This is a genomic window from Cupriavidus pinatubonensis (assembly GCF_019602855.1).
Taxonomy (GTDB): Bacteria; Pseudomonadota; Gammaproteobacteria; order Burkholderiales; family Burkholderiaceae; genus Cupriavidus; species Cupriavidus pinatubonensis.
Genome location: NZ_CP080767.1, coordinates 1,721,677 through 1,736,745 on the forward strand (window position 1 = coordinate 1,721,677; position 15,069 = coordinate 1,736,745).

13 protein-coding genes are annotated in these 15,069 nt (G+C 68.1%); 12 read left to right on the forward strand and 1 reads right to left on the reverse strand.

The genetic code is table 11. From position 1 onward, the window contains the following. Positions 1-4 precede the first annotated feature (4 nt). The 12 genes from K2O51_RS20550 to K2O51_RS20605 all read left to right on the forward strand — a co-directional run bounded on the left by K2O51_RS20550 (position 5) and on the right by K2O51_RS20605 (position 14,119). Entirely contained in the window at positions 5-1,084 is a 1,080-nt protein-coding gene (locus tag K2O51_RS20550; protein ID WP_011297729.1) for an acyl-CoA dehydrogenase family protein, read from the forward strand. A 29-nt stretch (positions 1,085-1,113) separates the two neighbouring features. Next, complete coding sequence (locus tag K2O51_RS20555) at positions 1,114-2,265, forward strand: acetyl-CoA C-acetyltransferase (protein WP_041679921.1); 1,152 nt, start codon at positions 1,114-1,116, stop codon at positions 2,263-2,265. A gap of 10 nt (positions 2,266-2,275) precedes the next feature. Next, positions 2,276-3,154: an SDR family oxidoreductase gene (locus K2O51_RS20560; protein WP_011297731.1), complete on the forward strand. Its 879-nt coding sequence runs from the start codon at positions 2,276-2,278 to the stop codon at positions 3,152-3,154. Positions 3,155-3,165: 11 nt separating this feature from the next. Next, positions 3,166-4,338 (forward strand): acyl-CoA dehydrogenase family protein, encoded by a 1,173-nt coding sequence (locus K2O51_RS20565; RefSeq protein WP_220631579.1) that lies wholly within the window; start codon positions 3,166-3,168, stop codon positions 4,336-4,338. Continuing rightward, positions 4,335-5,546 (forward strand): acyl-CoA dehydrogenase family protein, encoded by a 1,212-nt coding sequence (locus tag K2O51_RS20570; protein WP_140950059.1) that lies wholly within the window; start codon positions 4,335-4,337, stop codon positions 5,544-5,546. Before K2O51_RS20565 ends, K2O51_RS20570 begins: the two co-directional genes overlap by 4 nt. Next, a complete protein-coding gene (locus tag K2O51_RS20575; protein ID WP_220631580.1) occupies positions 5,543-6,355 on the forward strand; it encodes an SDR family oxidoreductase in 813 nt (270 codons plus the stop codon). The genes K2O51_RS20570 and K2O51_RS20575 overlap by 4 nt, the downstream gene beginning before the upstream one ends. Positions 6,356-6,372: 17 nt before the next feature. Next, positions 6,373-6,828 carry a MaoC family dehydratase gene (locus K2O51_RS20580; protein WP_011297735.1) on the forward strand — a complete coding sequence of 152 codons (456 nt, stop codon included), beginning with the start codon at positions 6,373-6,375 and terminating at the stop codon, positions 6,826-6,828. 13 nt (positions 6,829-6,841) lie between these two features. Further along, entirely contained in the window at positions 6,842-8,047 is a 1,206-nt protein-coding gene (locus K2O51_RS20585) for an acetyl-CoA C-acyltransferase (protein ID WP_011297736.1), read from the forward strand. A gap of 69 nt (positions 8,048-8,116) precedes the next feature. Then, positions 8,117-9,091, forward strand: a complete 975-nt coding sequence (locus K2O51_RS20590) for a WD40/YVTN/BNR-like repeat-containing protein (protein WP_220631581.1) — start codon at positions 8,117-8,119, stop codon at positions 9,089-9,091. Positions 9,092-9,124: 33 nt separating this feature from the next. After that, on the forward strand, positions 9,125-11,557 hold the full coding sequence (locus tag K2O51_RS20595; protein WP_220631582.1) for an efflux RND transporter permease subunit: 2,433 nt from the start codon (positions 9,125-9,127) through the stop codon (positions 11,555-11,557). 187 nt (positions 11,558-11,744) lie between these two features. Next, entirely contained in the window at positions 11,745-12,983 is a 1,239-nt protein-coding gene (locus K2O51_RS20600; RefSeq protein ID WP_425332999.1) for an NADH:flavin oxidoreductase, read from the forward strand. 59 nt (positions 12,984-13,042) lie between these two features. Then, positions 13,043-14,119: a 3-ketosteroid-9-alpha-monooxygenase, oxygenase component gene (locus K2O51_RS20605; protein WP_011297740.1), complete on the forward strand. Its 1,077-nt coding sequence runs from the start codon at positions 13,043-13,045 to the stop codon at positions 14,117-14,119. A 63-nt stretch (positions 14,120-14,182) separates the two neighbouring features. On the opposite strand, the gene K2O51_RS20610 is transcribed toward K2O51_RS20605, so the two are convergent. Next, the gene (locus K2O51_RS20610; protein ID WP_220631584.1) at positions 14,183-14,980 is read right to left on the reverse strand and encodes an SDR family NAD(P)-dependent oxidoreductase; all 798 of its coding nucleotides are present in this window, start codon (positions 14,978-14,980) and stop codon (positions 14,183-14,185) included. Positions 14,981-15,069 lie beyond the last annotated feature (89 nt).

Genomic DNA, 15,069 nt, shown 5'->3' on the forward strand with positions numbered 1-15,069 from the left:
CACGATGGATTTCACTTTCACCGAAGAGCAGGAGCAGTTTGCCGAAGCGATCCGGCGCTTCCTGATGACCGAGATGACGCCCGAGCTGACCCGCGAGCTGTGGGCCACCGAATCTGGCCGCTCCGATGCGCTGTGGCGCCAGCTTGCCGATCAGGGCATGGCGGCGTTGATGGTGCCGCAGGAGCAGGGCGGGCTGGGACTGGGCGAGGTCGAATGGGCGCCACTGGCGCAGGCGTGCGGATATTTCGCGCTGCCCGAGCCCTTGCTCGACACCGCGCTGGTGGCGGCGGCCCTGTTGCGCGATGCGTTGCCCCTTGTGCAAGACGACGCGGCGCGCGACCGTTGCACGACGCTGCTGGAGCGCATTGCTGGCGGCCATGCGCGCATCGCGGTGGCGCATCCGCAGGAGCTGCTGGTGGCCGACGCCCATGTGGCCGACGCCATCCTGTGCGAGCACGAAGGCGCGGTGCACTTGCTGCGGCGGGACGAGGCCGTGCTGACGCCGCGCGCGGGGCTCGATCCTTCGCGCCGCCTGTTCGAACTGGCCTGGACCCATTCCGAACAGACGCAACTGATTCCCGCGGCGGCCGCCGCTACCGCCGGCCTGTGGGACGACGCGCTGAACCGCGGCGCGCTCGGCGTGGCGGCACAACAGCTAGGCCTGACGCAGCGCATGCTCGATCTTGCGATCGACTACAGCGCGCAGCGCAAGCAGTTCGGCAAGGCCATTGGCACCAATCAGGCGGTCAAGCACCTGCTGGCGGACGTGGCGATCCAGCTCGAGTTCGCCAAGCCGGTCCTGCACCGGGCCGCCAGTGCGCTGGCGCAAGGCCTGTCGCAGGCGGGCCTGCATGTGTCGCATGCCCGCGTGGCGGCCGCGCGCTGCGCGTGGTCCGCCGCGCGCCAGGCCATCCAGGTGCATGGCGCGATGGGCTACACGTGGGAACTCGACCTGCAGATCTTTACCAAGCGGGCCTGGGCCCTGGCGGGAAGCTGGGGCGACCGGGCCTTCCACAAGGCGCGCCTGGGCGCGCACATCCTGGATGGCGCGCATGACATCGGCGCCGGCGCCACCTTTGCCTGAATCCGAAGAGAGTCCCAAGAGACATGACCATGAAACACGCCTATATCGTTGACGCCCTGCGCACGCCCACCGGCCGCCGCAAGGGCGGACTGTCGCACATGCACGGCGCGGACCTCGGCGGCTTCGTGCTGGCCGAGCTGGTGCGCCGCAACGACATTCCCGCCGAGGACTATGACGACGTGGTGTTCGGCTGCGTCGACACCATTGGCCCGCTGGCCGGCAATATCGCCCGCAGCGCGTGGCTGGCCGCCGGCCTGCCGCTGACCGTGCCGGGCGTGACGGTGGACCGCCAGTGCGGTTCGTCGCAGCAGGCCGTGCACTTTGCCGCGCAGGCGGTGATGAGCGGCACGCAGGACGTCGTGATCGCCGGCGGCGTGCAGACCATGACGCAGATCCCGATCTCGTCGGCCATGCTGGCAGGGCAGGCGTTGGGGTTCTCCGACCCGTTCTCGGGTAGCAAGGGCTGGCACGCGCGTTTCGGCGATGCGCCGGTGTCGCAGTTCCACGCCGCGCAGCGCATCGCCGAGCACTGGAAGCTGTCGCGCGAGGCCATGGAAGCGTACGCGCTGGAAAGCCACCGCCGCGCCGCGGCTGCGATCGAGGCCGGCCACTTCGCGCGGGAAATCGTGCCGTGCGAAGGCGTGAAGCATGACGAGACACCGCGCCCCGATACCACGCTGCCCAAGATGGCCGCGCTGGAGCCTCTGATGCCGGGCAGCGCGCTGACCGCGGCTGTATCAAGCCAGACTGCCGATTCGGCCGCCGCGCTGCTGATCGTTTCCGAAGACGCGCTCAAACGCTACCAGCTCACGCCGCGCGCACGCATTGCGCATATGAGCGTCATGGGCGACGACCCGCTGTGGATGCTGACCGCGCCGATCCCGGCGACGAAGCGGGCGCTCGAACGCAGCGGCCTGAGCCTGGCCGACATCGACGTGGTGGAGATCAATGAAGCCTTTGCCTCGGTGGCGATGGCCTGGCTGGCGGAGACCGGCTACTCCGCCGCGCGCACCAATCCCAACGGAGGCGCCATCGCGCTGGGCCATCCGCTCGGCGCCACCGGCGCACGCCTGATGACCACGCTGCTGCATGAACTGGAGCGCACCGGCGGCCGCTACGGCCTGCAGACCATGTGCGAAGGCGGCGGCCTGGCGAACGTCACCATCATCGAACGACTGTAAGGAGAAGGCCATGGGAATCTGCGACGGACGCACCGTTATCGTCACTGGCGCCGGCGGCGGGCTCGGCCGCGCCTATGCGCTGGCCTTTGCCGCCGAAGGCGCCAATGTGGTCGTCAACGACATCCGGCGCGAGGCGGCAGAGGCCGTCTGCGCCGACATCCGCACGGCTGGAGGTAGCGCGCTGGCGAACGATGACGACATCACGCAACTCGTGACCGCGCAGCGCATCGTCGACGCGGCTGTGGCGGCCTTCGGCGAGGTACACGTGCTGGTCAACAATGCCGGCATCTGCCGCGACCGCATGTTTGTCAGCCTGACGGAGGCCGACTGGGACGACGTCATGCGCGTGCACCTGCGTGGCCACTTCTGCCTGGCCAACCTGCTGGCCAGGCGCTGGCGCGATGCGGCCAAGGCCGGTCAGTCGGTCGACGCACGCATCATCAACACCAGCTCCGGCGCGGGGCTACAGGGCTCGGTCGGGCAGTCCAACTATGCCGCGGCCAAGGCCGGCATTGCTGCGCTCACACTCGTGCAGGCGGCCGAGCTGGGCCGCTATGGCATCACCGCTAACGCGCTGGCGCCGGCCGCGCGCACCGGCATGACCGAGCAGGTGTTCGCCGACATGATGAAGGCGCCGGAAGGCGGCTTCGATTACTACGACCCGGCCAATGTTGCGCCGCTGGTGGTGTGGCTTGGCAGTACCGCTTCGGCACAGGTCAACGGCCGCATGTTCGAGGCCGCGGGCGGCATGATCTCCATTGCCGACGGCTGGCGCACCGGCCCCACCGCCGACAAGGGCGCACGCTGGCAACCGGCGGAACTCGGCACGACGGTGGGCGAACTGCTGGCCCAGGCGCACGCGCCGCAGTCGGTCTACGGCGCGGCCTGAGCGCGACGGCCATGGACTTTTCCCATTCCGTCGAACAGCAGATGATTCGCGACAGCGCGCGGGACTATCTCGCCGCACACAGCGATTCCGCAGCGGTGCGGCGTGTGACCGAAGCCGGCCCGGCCCATGACGACGCGCTGTGGCGCGCGATGGCCGGCGAGCTTGGCTGGTGCGGCATCGCGCTGCCCGAAGCCGTGGGCGGCGCCGGCCTGGGTGCGCCCGGACTGGTGCTGCTGCAGGAACAGCTCGGCCAGCGCCTTGCGTGCGTGCCGTTCTGGTCCACGGTTTGCGTGGCAGCACCGCTGCTGCAGGCCAGTCTCGGTCCGCGCGGCAGCGCGCAATGGCTGGAACGGCTGGCCTGCGGCGAGATCCGTGCCGCCGTGGTGTTGCCGGACGATGGCGGCTGGCGGTATGACCGCGTTGCCGTCACCGCACAGGCGGGCGCGGACGGCTTCGTGCTGCATGGAAATGCCGCACAGGTGGCCGATGCCGCCGGCGCGGACTGGCTGCTGGTGCCGGCGCAGCTGGAGGATGGCAGCCCCGCGTTGTTCCTGCTGGAGCCCGTCGCCTTCGCAGGCGATGCACGCTTCTCGCTGCAGCCGCTCGATACGCTCGACCGCACTCGGACGATGGCCGCACTACGGCTGGACGGGCTGCCCGTCAGTGCCGACGCCTTGCTCGCACGCGGCGACGCCGCCGCGCAGGGCCTGGCCCACGCCTGGTGGCACGGCAAGCTGATGCTCGCAGCGGAACAGCTTGGCGCGGCGCAGCAATGCCTGGACCTGACCGTTGCCTACGCGTCGGAACGTATTCAGTTCGGCCGCGCCATCGCCTCGTTCCAGGCAGTGAAGCACCGCTGCGCGCAGATGATGGTGCTGATCGAAGCGGCACGGTCCGGTGTGTATGGCGCGGCCAACGCATGGGATGACGAGGATTCGGCCCGTGCCCGTCCCGACATCGCCGCGGCCTCGATCGCGGCCGACGACGCGTTGCGCTTCTGCGCACAGGAGGCTGTCCAGCTCCATGGCGGGGTCGGCTTCACCTGGGAATACGACCCCCAGCTCTATTTCAAGCGCGCGCAGGCGGCCAGCCACTGGCTCGGCGGGGCGGGCGTGGCACTCGATTACATCGCCGATGTTTCCCAAGACGCGGATAGCGAGCCGGGCGCGGGGAGGACAGCATGAACACGAACGAAGACGCGGCATTTCGTGCCGAGGTAGCGCGGTGGATGTCCGCCAATCTGGCCGGAGAGTTCGCCTGCCTGCAACACCGCGGCGGGCCCGGTGACGAGGAGGCTTATCCCGAACTGCGCAAGGCCTGGGAGCGGCGCCTCGCTGAAGGCGGCTGGACCGGGCTCGGCTGGCCCCGCGCGCACGGCGGGCGCGAGCTGCCGGTGATGCAGCAGGTGATCTTCCATGAGGAATACGCGCGCGCCGGCGGCCCGGGCCGCATGGGGCATATCGGCGAGGGGCTGATCGGCCCGACGCTGATCGCCTTCGGGTCGGAGGACCAGAAAGCGCGCCTGTTGCCGGGCATCCGCAACGGCACGACCTTCTGGTGCCAGGGCTATTCGGAGCCAGGCGCGGGCTCGGACCTCGCCAATGTGCGCACGCGCGCGGTACGCGACGCGGCCACCGGCGACTGGCTGGTGAGCGGGCAGAAGGTGTGGACCTCGCTCGCGCACGAATCCAACTGGATCTTCGTGCTGGCGCGTTGCGAGCCCGGTTCGCACGGCAGCAAGGGCCTGATCTTCCTGATGCTGCCGCTGGACCAGCCCGGCATCGAGATCCGGCCGATCCGGCAGATGGGCGGTGGTGCGGAATTCAACGAGGTGTTCTTCGACGGCGCACGCGCGGCGGCCGCCGACGTGCTCGGCGAGCCCGGCGACGGCTGGCGCATCGCCATGGCGCTGCTCGGGTTCGAGCGCGGCATCTCCACGCTGGGCCAGCAGATGCAGTTCACGCATGAACTGGAATGGGTCGCGCAGGCCGCGCGAGACAACGGCAGCAGCCGCGATGCGGTGGTGCGCCAGCGTATCGCGCGCGCCTGGGCCGGCCTGCGCGTGATGCGCGCCAACGCGCTGCGCATGCTGGCCGGCGCGGCGCAAGCCGGTGCCGACGGCGGCGCCACGCTGCAGCGCGAGGCGCTGATCTACAAGTACTACTGGTCCAACTGGCACCGCGACCTCGGGCAACTGGCGCTGGACGTGCTGGGCCCGCTAGCCAACGTGCTCGATGCCGGCGAGGCGGGCGATGTGCGCCGCACGCGGCTGCAGCAGATGGCGCTGTTCTCGCGCGCCGACACCATCTACGCCGGTACCAACGAAATCCAGCTCAACATCATCGCCGAGCGCGGACTCGGCATGCCCCGCGAGGCAAGAGGACAGTCATGACCCCGAACACCGAAACCATTGACCTGCCGGCCGCGCCGGCCTACGTACCGGGCCACCAGCTGCTTGCCGGCAAGAGCGTGCTCATCACCGCGGCTGCAGGCGCCGGCATCGGTTTCGCGGCCGCGCGCCGCTGCGCGGAGGAGGGCTGCCGCGCGCTGATGATCTCCGATATCCACGAAAAGCGGCTGGAGGAGGCGGTCGCGAAGCTGCGCGCCGACACTGGCCTGCAGGCCATCTATGGCCAGCTCTGCAATGTCGCGGACGACGTGCAGGTGCGCGCACTCGTGGCGGCGGCGGAGGAAGCGTTGGGCGGGACCGATGTGCTGATCAATAACGCGGGCCTGGGCGGCTCGCGCCGCCTAGTCGAGATGGACGATGCCGAGTGGTCGCGCGTGCTCGATATTTCCCTCACGGGCACTTTCCGCATGACGCGGGCCATGCTGCCGCACATGCAGGCGCGGCGGCGCGGAGCCATCGTCAACAACGCTTCGGTGTTGGGCTGGCGCGCGCAGAAAGAGCAGTCGCACTACGCCGCGGCCAAGGCCGGGGTGATGGCGCTGACGCGCTGCAGCGCGATGGAAGCCGCCGAGTTCGGCATACGCATCAACGCCGTGGCGCCCAGCATCGCGCTGCACGACTTCCTGAAGAAGTCGGCGCCGGCGGACCTGCTGCGGCAACTCAGCGAACGCGAAGCGTTCGGGCGAGCGGCCGAGGTGTGGGAAGTGGCCAATGTGATGGTGTTCCTGGCGAGCGACTACGCCTCCTACATGACGGGCGAAGTGCTGCCGGTGAGCAGCCAGCGGGCTTGAATACAACAGGAAAGCAGATGTCACGAGTCTTCCGTTCCGCGCAGGACATCCACGACGCCGTCGGCCAGCGCCTCGGCGAAAGCGCCTGGACGCGGATCACCCAGGCGCAGGTCGGCCAGTTCGCCGATGCCACCGGCGACCACCAGTGGCTGCACGTCGATCCCGAGCGTGCTGCCCAGGGGCCGTACGGTGCGTGCATCGCGCATGGTTACCTGACGCTGGCCCTGGTCAACCAGTTCCTGCCGGAACTGATCACGGTCGAGGGCATGAAATGGGGCGTCAACTACGGCTGCGACAAGGTGCGCTTTCCGGCGCCGGTGCGCGTGGGCGCCCGGGTACGCGGCGTGGGTGACCTGGTGCGGGCAGAGACCCTGCCGGGCGGCGTGCAGTCGGTGGTGCGCATGACCGTGGAAATCGAGGGCGAGGACAAGCCGGCCTGCGTGGCCGAGACCATCAGCCGCTACTACTTCTGAGAAGGAATCGAGCATGAATGAAGCAGTCATCGTCGCCGTCGCGCGCACGCCGATCGGCAAGGCCTTCCGCGGCGCCTTCAACGACACCGAAGCCCCCGTGCTGGGCGGTCATGTGGTGCGTGCGGTGGTCGAGCGCGCGGGCGTGGACCCGGCCGAGGTGGAAGACGTACTGATCGGCGCGGCTGCGCAGCAGGGCACCCAGGGCTATAACCTGGGCCGTCTTTGCGCGGTGGCGGCGGGCCTGCCGGACAGCGTGCCCGGCATGACCTTGGACCGCATGTGCGGCTCCGGCCTGATGACCATTGCCGCGGCGGCGCGTGCGATCCAGTGCGGCGAGGCCGACATCCTTGTCGCCGGCGGCGTGGAATCCATCTCGCTCACGCAGAACAAGCACAAGAACGCCTTCCGCGCCCAATCCGAAGCCGTACTGGCGCACCAGCCCGCCGCCTATATGGCGATGATCGAGACCGCCGAAGTGGTCGCGCGCCGTTACGGCATCAGCCGCGCCGAGCAGGACGCCTACGCCTGGCGCAGCCAGCAGCGCACGGCCGAGGCACAACGCCGCGGCGCCTTTGACGACGAGATCGTGCCGCTGGAAACGCGCCGCGCGCTGTTCGACAAGAGCGGCGTGCTGACCGGGCACGAGACCGTGCGGCTGGAGCGCGACGAATGCAACCGGCCTGACACCACCGCCGAAAGCCTCGCCGCACTGAAGCCGGTCTGGAGCGGCGGACAGGCGATCGCTCAAGGCGAATACATCACCGCGGGCAATGCGTCGCAGCTTTCCGATGGCGCGGCCGCCGTACTGCTGATGAGCGCCAAAGAGGCACAACGTCGCGGCCTGCGCCCGCTGGGCCGCTACCGCGGCATGGCCGTGGCGGGCTGCGCGCCCGACGAGATGGGCATCGGCCCGGTGTTCGCCGTGCCGAAGCTGCTGGAGCGCCACGGCATGACGGTGGCCGACGTGGGCTTGTGGGAGCTGAACGAGGCGTTTGCGTCGCAGGTGCTGTATTGCCAGCAGAAGCTCGGCATTGCCGATGCGCGCCTGAACGTTAGCGGCGGGGCGATCTCGGTCGGCCACCCGTTCGGCATGTCGGGTGCGCGCATGACCGCGCACGCGCTGATCGAGGGCCGCCGCCGCGGTGTGCGGCAAGCGGTGGTGACCATGTGCATCGGCGGCGGCATGGGTGCCGCGGCGCTGTTCGACGTACTGCCCTGAGCAGCAATCCTGGCATGGAAGCGGCCCGCCACGAGGCCGCCCGCCATGGCTCCATACGGAGGAGACATCATGAAACGACTGATCGGCATCGCCATGTCGCTGGCGGTACTGGCGACCGCGGTATGGGCCTTTGCGCCGCGTCCGCTGCCGCCGTTCCCGGCGACGGTGCTGCGTCCGGACGGCCTGCAGGTAAACGGCATGGCGCGCGCCGGCGAGCGGCTGGTGGCCGTGGGCGAGCGCGGCAAGATCCTGTTCAGCGATGACCAGGGCCGCAGCTGGCGCGGCGCAACCGTGGACCAGCCGCAGGGCGCCACGCTGACGCAGGTCGCCTTTGCCGACAGCCGCCATGGCATGGCGGTGGGCCACAGTGGCTGGATCCTGCGCACCGAAGACGGTGGCGAGCATTGGCAGCAGGCCGCGTTCGACGCGGAGTCGTCCGATCCGCTGCTCGGCGCGTGGGCGCAGGCTGGCGGGACGTGGTTTGCGGTTGGCAGCTTCGGCCGCTTCCTGGTCTCGCGCGATCTCGGCAAGCATTGGGAAGATGGCGCCGCGAAGGGCATGCCGGAGGCGATGAAGGATCGCCACCTGAACGGCATTTCGGGCGATGCGCAAGGCCGCCTGATGCTGGTCGGCGAAGCCGGGCTGGTGCTGCGCTCGGCCGACGGCGGCGAGCACTGGGAAGCCGTCAAGGCGCCCTATGAAGGATCGCTGTACGGCGCGCTGTCACTTCGCGATGGCGCCTGGCTGGCGTTTGGCATGCGCGGCAACGTGCTGCGCAGTGAAGACTTCGGTACCACCTGGCAGGTCGCAGAGACAGGCCTGAAGACCTCCTTCTTCGGCGGCGTGATGCTGCCTGATGGCCGCATCGTGCTGGCCGGGCAAGGTGGCAGCCTGGTGATGTCCGCCGACGGCGGGCGTCACTTCGCTGCATTGCCCGCCGGCAGCCCGCAGACCCTGGCCGCGCTTGCCCCGACCGGCAAGGACACGCTGGCGCTGGGCGGCAACAGCGGCATTGCGGACCTGACACTCCCCGCTGTCCGCTGACTCCCACCCGCCTGAACGATTGCGAGAACGATCATGAACCGCCCCCAATCCCCCGGCCGCCTGGGCCGTTTCGTCGACGCCTGCGCCAGCGTGCTGATGCGTAGGCGCCGCCTGCTGCTGACCGTGTGCCTGGCCATTACGGTGGCACTGGGCTTCTCCGCCACGCGGCTGCGGCTCGATCCCGGGTTCAACAAGATGATCCCGTTGCAGCACCCGTACATGCAGGTGTTCACCAAGTACGCGAGCACATTCTCGGGCGCCAACACGGTGCTCGTGAGCCTGCGCTGGAAGGGCGACGGCGACATCTATAACGCGGCCTTCATGGACAAGCTGCGCCGCGCCACCGACGAGGTGTTCTTCATCCCCGGCGTGGACCGCTCACGCGTGTTCTCGCTGTTCACGCCGAACGTGCGCTTCACGGAAGTCACCGAGGCCGGCTTCCGAGGCGACGTGGTGGTGCCCGGGCGCTTTTCGGGCACGCCCGCCGAGCTCGACAAGGTGCGCGGCAACGTGGCGCGCTCCGGGCAGATCGGCCGGCTGGTCAGCAATGACCTCAAGTCCGCGCTGATCCGCGCGGAACTGCGCGAGACCGATCCGGCCACCGGCAAGACTATCGACTACGGCGCGGTCGCGCGCCAGCTCGAGAAGATCCGGGCCGAGTTCGGTGGCACCGATGTCGACGTGAATGTCGTGGGCTTCGCCAAGCTGGTCGGCGACGTGGAAGAGGGCATTGCCGGCGTAATGGGCTTCTTCGCGTTGGCTTTTGCCGTGACGGCGCTGCTGCTGTGGCTCTATACCCGCTCGCTGCGTACAACGCTGCTGGCGCTGGTGGTGGCGCTGCTGCCGGTGGGCTGGCTGCTCGGTCTGCTGCCGCTGCTGGGCTATGGCATCGACCCGATGTCGATCCTGGTGCCGTTCCTGATCTTCTCGATCGGCGTGTCGCACGCGGTGCAAATGACCAACGCGTGGAAGCAGGAGGTGGTGCTGGGCCACAGCGCGCTGGACAGCGCCAGCGCCGCGTTCCGCAAGCTGTTTATCCCGGGCACGGTGGCGCTGCTGACCAATGCGCTCGGCTTCATGGTCATCATGCGCATCGAGATCGATATCGTGCGCGAGCTTGGCATCACCGCCTGCCTGGGCGTGCTGCTGATGATCGTGACCAACAAGGTGTTCCTGCCGATCCTGCTGTCGTACACGCGGCTGGAGCCATCGGCGCTGGCAGCGGCGCAGGCGCGCCGTGCACAGGGCGGCGGCCGGCTGTGGCAGAAGTTCGGTGCGCTGGCGCGACCGGCACCGGCGCTTGGCGTGTTTGTCGCCGCGCTGGCGCTGCTGGCGGTCGGCGCGATCGAATCGCGCGGCCTGAAGATCGGCGACGTGGGCAGCGGTGCGCCCGAACTGCGCGCCGACTCGCGCTACAACCGCGACAGCGCCAGCGTGGTCAGCCAGTACAACATTGGCTCGGACGCGCTGACGGTGGTGGTGGAGCCGGCCGGCTTTGACGACGGCTGCCTGCATTACCCGGTGATGAGCGCGGTCGAACGCTTCGAGATGCATATGCGCGGCGTGTCAGGCGTGCAGTCGGTGGTGAGCGTGTCGTCGCTGGCCAAGGTGGTAGTCGGCGCCTACAACGAGGGCAATCCGCGCTGGGAGGCACTGCCGCGCAGCAGCGACGGCCTGAGCCAGGGCGCCAAGGCCTTCGACCCGGACAACGGCATGAACACGCCGAACTGCCAGGCCATCCAGGTGCTGATCTACACGGCCAACCATGAAGGCGCCACCATTGCCCACATCATCCGCGAGATCCGCCGCTTTACGGCCGAAGACAAGACAGCGAACGTGGCGTTCCGCCTGGCCGGCGGCAATATCGGCGTGATGGCGGCCACCAACGAGGCGGTAGAAGAGGCCGAGGTGGCGATGCTGCTGTCGATCTTCGGCGCCATCACATTGCTGTGCCTGCTGACGTTCCGCTCGTGGCGCGCGGTGCTGTGCATCATCGTGCCGCTGACGCTGGTGTCGGTGCTGTGCAATGCTCTGATGGCGCGCCTTGGCATCGGCCTGAAGGTTTCCACGCTGCCGGTGATCACGCTCGGCGTGGGCGTTGGCGTGGACTACGGCATCTACCTGTACGAGCGCATCCAGCACCAGATCCGCGAAGAAGGCCAGAATCTGCCGCAGGCCTTTGCGGAAGCCATGCGCCAGCGCGGCTCGGCCGCGCTGTTCACGGCGCTGACGATGTGCATCGGGGTGGGCACGTGGGCGTTTGCCGCACTCAAATTTCAGGCGGACATGGGCATCCTGCTGGCGTTCATGTTCCTGGTGAACCTGTTCGGTGCGGTATCGCTGCTGCCGGCGCTGGCGGCATGGCTTGGCGTGGAAGAGGAGGAGCGCGCCCGGGTGGCGGCGGGGAGTGCCGTGCACGACGAACGGGTACGTCCGGCACGCGGGCTGAAGTCCGATACGGCATGAAGCCGGCACGATAGCCAATCCGCATGTCGATGGTCTTCTGCGCTGTCCCACGAACGGGGCAGGGCAGAAGACCATCGGTTCATATGAGTCATTACCAAAAGCAAAAGACCCAGGGAGGGACAGCATGGAGGCTCCGCAATCCGAAGGCGCAGCGGCATTCGCACCAGTTCGCATCGGCCCGCTGACGCTGCGCAACCGCTTTATCAAGGCTGGCGCAAACGAGGGCATGACACCCGAAGGCCTGCCGACGCAGGCGCTGGTCAAGCATCACGCCGACCTGGCCGCAGGTGGCGTAGGCATGACCACGGTGGCCTATGCCGCCGTGGCCGATGACGGCTTGACCTTCGCGCACCAGCTCAGCATGCGCGCGGAGCAGGTGCCGCATTTGCGCGTACTGACCGATGCCGTGCATCGCGAGGGCGCTGCGGCCTGTCTGCAGATTACCCATGCCGGGTCGTTCACCACCATGCGCCACGGCGGCAGCCGTGCGCCGGGCAGCGCGTCGTCGGGGCTCAATGCCTTCGGCATGATGCACGGCGTGTATTTCCAGCGCGCCATGAGCCCGGCGGACATGTCGCGCCGCGCCGCGCAGTTCGCACAGGCGGCACGGCTCGCGCGCGAGGCCGGCTTCGACGCCGTGGAAATCCATATGGGCCATGGCTACCTGCTTAACCAGTTTCTGTCGCCGCTAAGCAACCGGCGTCGCGACATGTTTGGCGGCAGCGTGGAAAACCGCACGCGCTTCCCGGCGATGGTGCTGCGCCAGGTAAAGGATGCAGTCGGTGCCGAGATGGCGGTCTGCTGCAAGCTCAGCGTGACCGACGGCGTGCCCGGCGGCAATGACGCTGCCGACTCCGCAATCACCGCGCGCATCCTGGAAGCGGAGGGCGCCGACCTGCTGACCCTCAGCGGCGGACGCAATGTCGAAAGCCCGTGGGCGCTGTTCGGCAGCCCGATGCCGACCGCGCAGATGAAGGCTGCAGCGCCGAACGCAATGGCCCGCTTCGGCATCACCATGCTGGAGAAGCGCACGCCGCGCGACCTGACATTCCGGGAACTGTATTTCCTCGAGGCGTCGCGCGTGGTGCGGCAGGCGGTGCAAATGCCGCTGGCCTATATCGGCGGCGTGAAATCGCTGCAGAACGTGGATGCATTGCTCGGCGAAGGCTTCGACTGCATCGCGCTGGCGCGCGCGCTGATCCACGATCCGGCGCTGGTCGAGCACTGGCGTAACGGCGTGGCCGCGCGTTCGGCGTGCGACAGCTGCAATGGCTGCGTGGCAAAGATCTACGACCCGGCGGGCGTGTGCTGCGTGCACGGCCCGGCGAACGATCCCGCGCTCACCGGCATCCCGGCGGCGTTGAAGCCGATCCAGGTCCTGAAGTCCGTGAAGGCGCACACAGAGCCTAGTCTGATGGGACGATGAGCGGCGTGCGCGCGCCTCGTATCGTGAAGCATCCACAGAGATCCAAGGAGACTGACGCCATGACAACTACCGGCTACAAGATCGAAACGCGCCCGCTCGAGGCCCGCTACGCGCGAGGCTGGCACTGCCTGGGACTGGCCGATGATTATCGCGACGGCAAGCCGCATACGCTGAACATCTTCGGCAAGCGCCTGGCGGCGTTTGCAGACTCGACGGGCGCTATCCGCATCGTCGACAGCTATTGCCCGCATATGGGGGCCGACCTCAGCACCGGCACCGTGCAGGGCGACAACCTGGTCTGCCCGTTCCACGGCTGGCAATGGGGCGGCGACGGCGGTTGCAAGTCGATTCCGTACTGCAAGCGCGTGCCGCCCAAGGCCCGCATCGGCAGCTGGGAGACTAGCGAGCAGAACCGGCTGCTGTTCGTCTGGCACGATCCGGAAGGCCGTCCGGCGCCGCGGGAGGTCGCCATTCCGCGCATCGACGCCTGCTTTGCGGCGGACTGGTCGGACTGGGCCATGGACAAGATGCTGATCGGCACCAACTGCCGCGAGCTCGTCGACAATATCTCCGACATGGCGCATTTCGGCACCGTGCACGGCGCTCCGGTGGATTACTTCGCCAACCTGTTCGAACACCACAAGGCCACGCAGCTGATGATCGGGCGCAGCGCCCGGCTGTCGGGTGACTCGCGGCTGACCGCGCACTCGACGTATTTCGGCCCGGCGTACCACATCACCGAGATGACGGGAAAGATGGGCGACCAGGAGATCCACTCGATCCTGCTCAACTGCCATGTGCCGATCGACCTGAACAGCTTCGAGCTGCGCTACGGTGTGCTGGTCAAGAAGATACCGGGCCTGTCGGACGAGCAGAACCGCGCCGTGGCGCAAGCCTATGTAGAGCAGGCACGTGAGGCCTTCTACGAGGATGTGGCGATCTGGGATAGCAAGATCCGCATCGACAATCCGCTGCTGTGCGAGGGCGACGGCCCCATCTACCAGATGCGTGACTGGTACCAGCAGTTCTACACCGATGTGGAACAGGTGCGCCCCGCCAGCGTGGCGCGACGGGTGTTCGAGCTGAATCCTGGCGGCATCGAACCGCCAACGCTGGGGCACGTGTTCGAGGCTTGAGGCCTGAAGCTGGTGGCCAGGAGGGAGACGAAATGCGCGAAGGCGCATTTCGCTTTTTTCCGCTTAGCGTTGCGAAGGAATATTGCCGCCGTCGACAACCAGTTCGGTGCCGGTGACATAGCTGGCTTCGTCAGACAGCAGGAAACGGACTACGCGTCCGATCTCTGCGGGCGTGCCAAGGCGGCCCAACTGGATGCGGCGCTCAAAGGTGCCAGGCGGCAGGGCGTCGATGGCAGGCTGGAGCATCGGCGTGTGGATCTGTCCCGGAGAGACGGCATTGATGCGGATCCCGTCCTGGCCCAGGCTGTCGGCAAGGGAACGCACCAGTGAGAGCAAGCCGCCCTTGGAAGCCGAATAAGCCGGAATCAATCCATTGCCCAATGTCGCATTGATCGATGCGATGGCGACAACGGCGGCGCCCGGTTGCTGGCGCAAGTCGGCCAGCATGGCCTGCATCAGCAGCGGCATAGCGCGCAGATTGACATCGAGCACGGCATCCCAGCGAGCCTGCGTCAGGCCCTCGATACCGCTCTGGTCCACCACGCCGGCGGCATGCACCATGCCGCCCAGCGCCGGCAGGGCGGCGCGGGTGCGGGCCAGCGCATCTTCGAGCCCTGCGGGTACCCGCAGGTCAATGCCGAGCCCGAAAGCGGGTACGTCATAGCGTTCGGCCAGCGTCGCCGCGACGGCTCGCGCCTTGTCCTCCTGGATATCCCAGATCGCTACAGGCCGCCCGACAGCGGCCAGGGCCTCCGCGCAAGCCTCGCCAATGCCGGAGGCGCCGCCGGTAATCACGACACTGCTGGCCGGGCTATTCAGGGCCACGCGAAACTCGCTGGCGGCAGGATGTTGGGTCGTCACTTGTTGTCTCTCCCGGATGTCTTGGTTAGCGTCACAGCCGAAACAGGCGCGGCTGCCATACGCATTGTTTCTGCTCACGTCCAAGGTGA

Bases quoted from the DNA above. Each gene is read 5' to 3' on its own strand.
- K2O51_RS20550 (WP_011297729.1), top strand. From the start codon at position 5: ATGGATTTCACTTTCACCGAAGAGCAGGAGCAGTTTGCCGAAGCGATC.
- K2O51_RS20565 (WP_220631579.1), top strand. From the start codon at position 3,166: ATGGACTTTTCCCATTCCGTCGAACAGCAGATGATTCGCGACAGCGCG.
- K2O51_RS20580 (WP_011297735.1), top strand. From the start codon at position 6,373: ATGTCACGAGTCTTCCGTTCCGCGCAGGACATCCACGACGCCGTCGGC.
- K2O51_RS20595 (WP_220631582.1), top strand. From the start codon at position 9,125: ATGAACCGCCCCCAATCCCCCGGCCGCCTGGGCCGTTTCGTCGACGCC.
- K2O51_RS20570 (WP_140950059.1), top strand. From the start codon at position 4,335: ATGAACACGAACGAAGACGCGGCATTTCGTGCCGAGGTAGCGCGGTGG.
- K2O51_RS20605 (WP_011297740.1), top strand. From the start codon at position 13,043: ATGACAACTACCGGCTACAAGATCGAAACGCGCCCGCTCGAGGCCCGC.
- K2O51_RS20575 (WP_220631580.1), top strand. From the start codon at position 5,543: ATGACCCCGAACACCGAAACCATTGACCTGCCGGCCGCGCCGGCCTAC.
- K2O51_RS20560 (WP_011297731.1), top strand. From the start codon at position 2,276: ATGGGAATCTGCGACGGACGCACCGTTATCGTCACTGGCGCCGGCGGC.
- K2O51_RS20585 (WP_011297736.1), top strand. From the start codon at position 6,842: ATGAATGAAGCAGTCATCGTCGCCGTCGCGCGCACGCCGATCGGCAAG.
- K2O51_RS20590 (WP_220631581.1), top strand. From the start codon at position 8,117: ATGAAACGACTGATCGGCATCGCCATGTCGCTGGCGGTACTGGCGACC.
- K2O51_RS20555 (WP_041679921.1), top strand. From the start codon at position 1,114: ATGAAACACGCCTATATCGTTGACGCCCTGCGCACGCCCACCGGCCGC.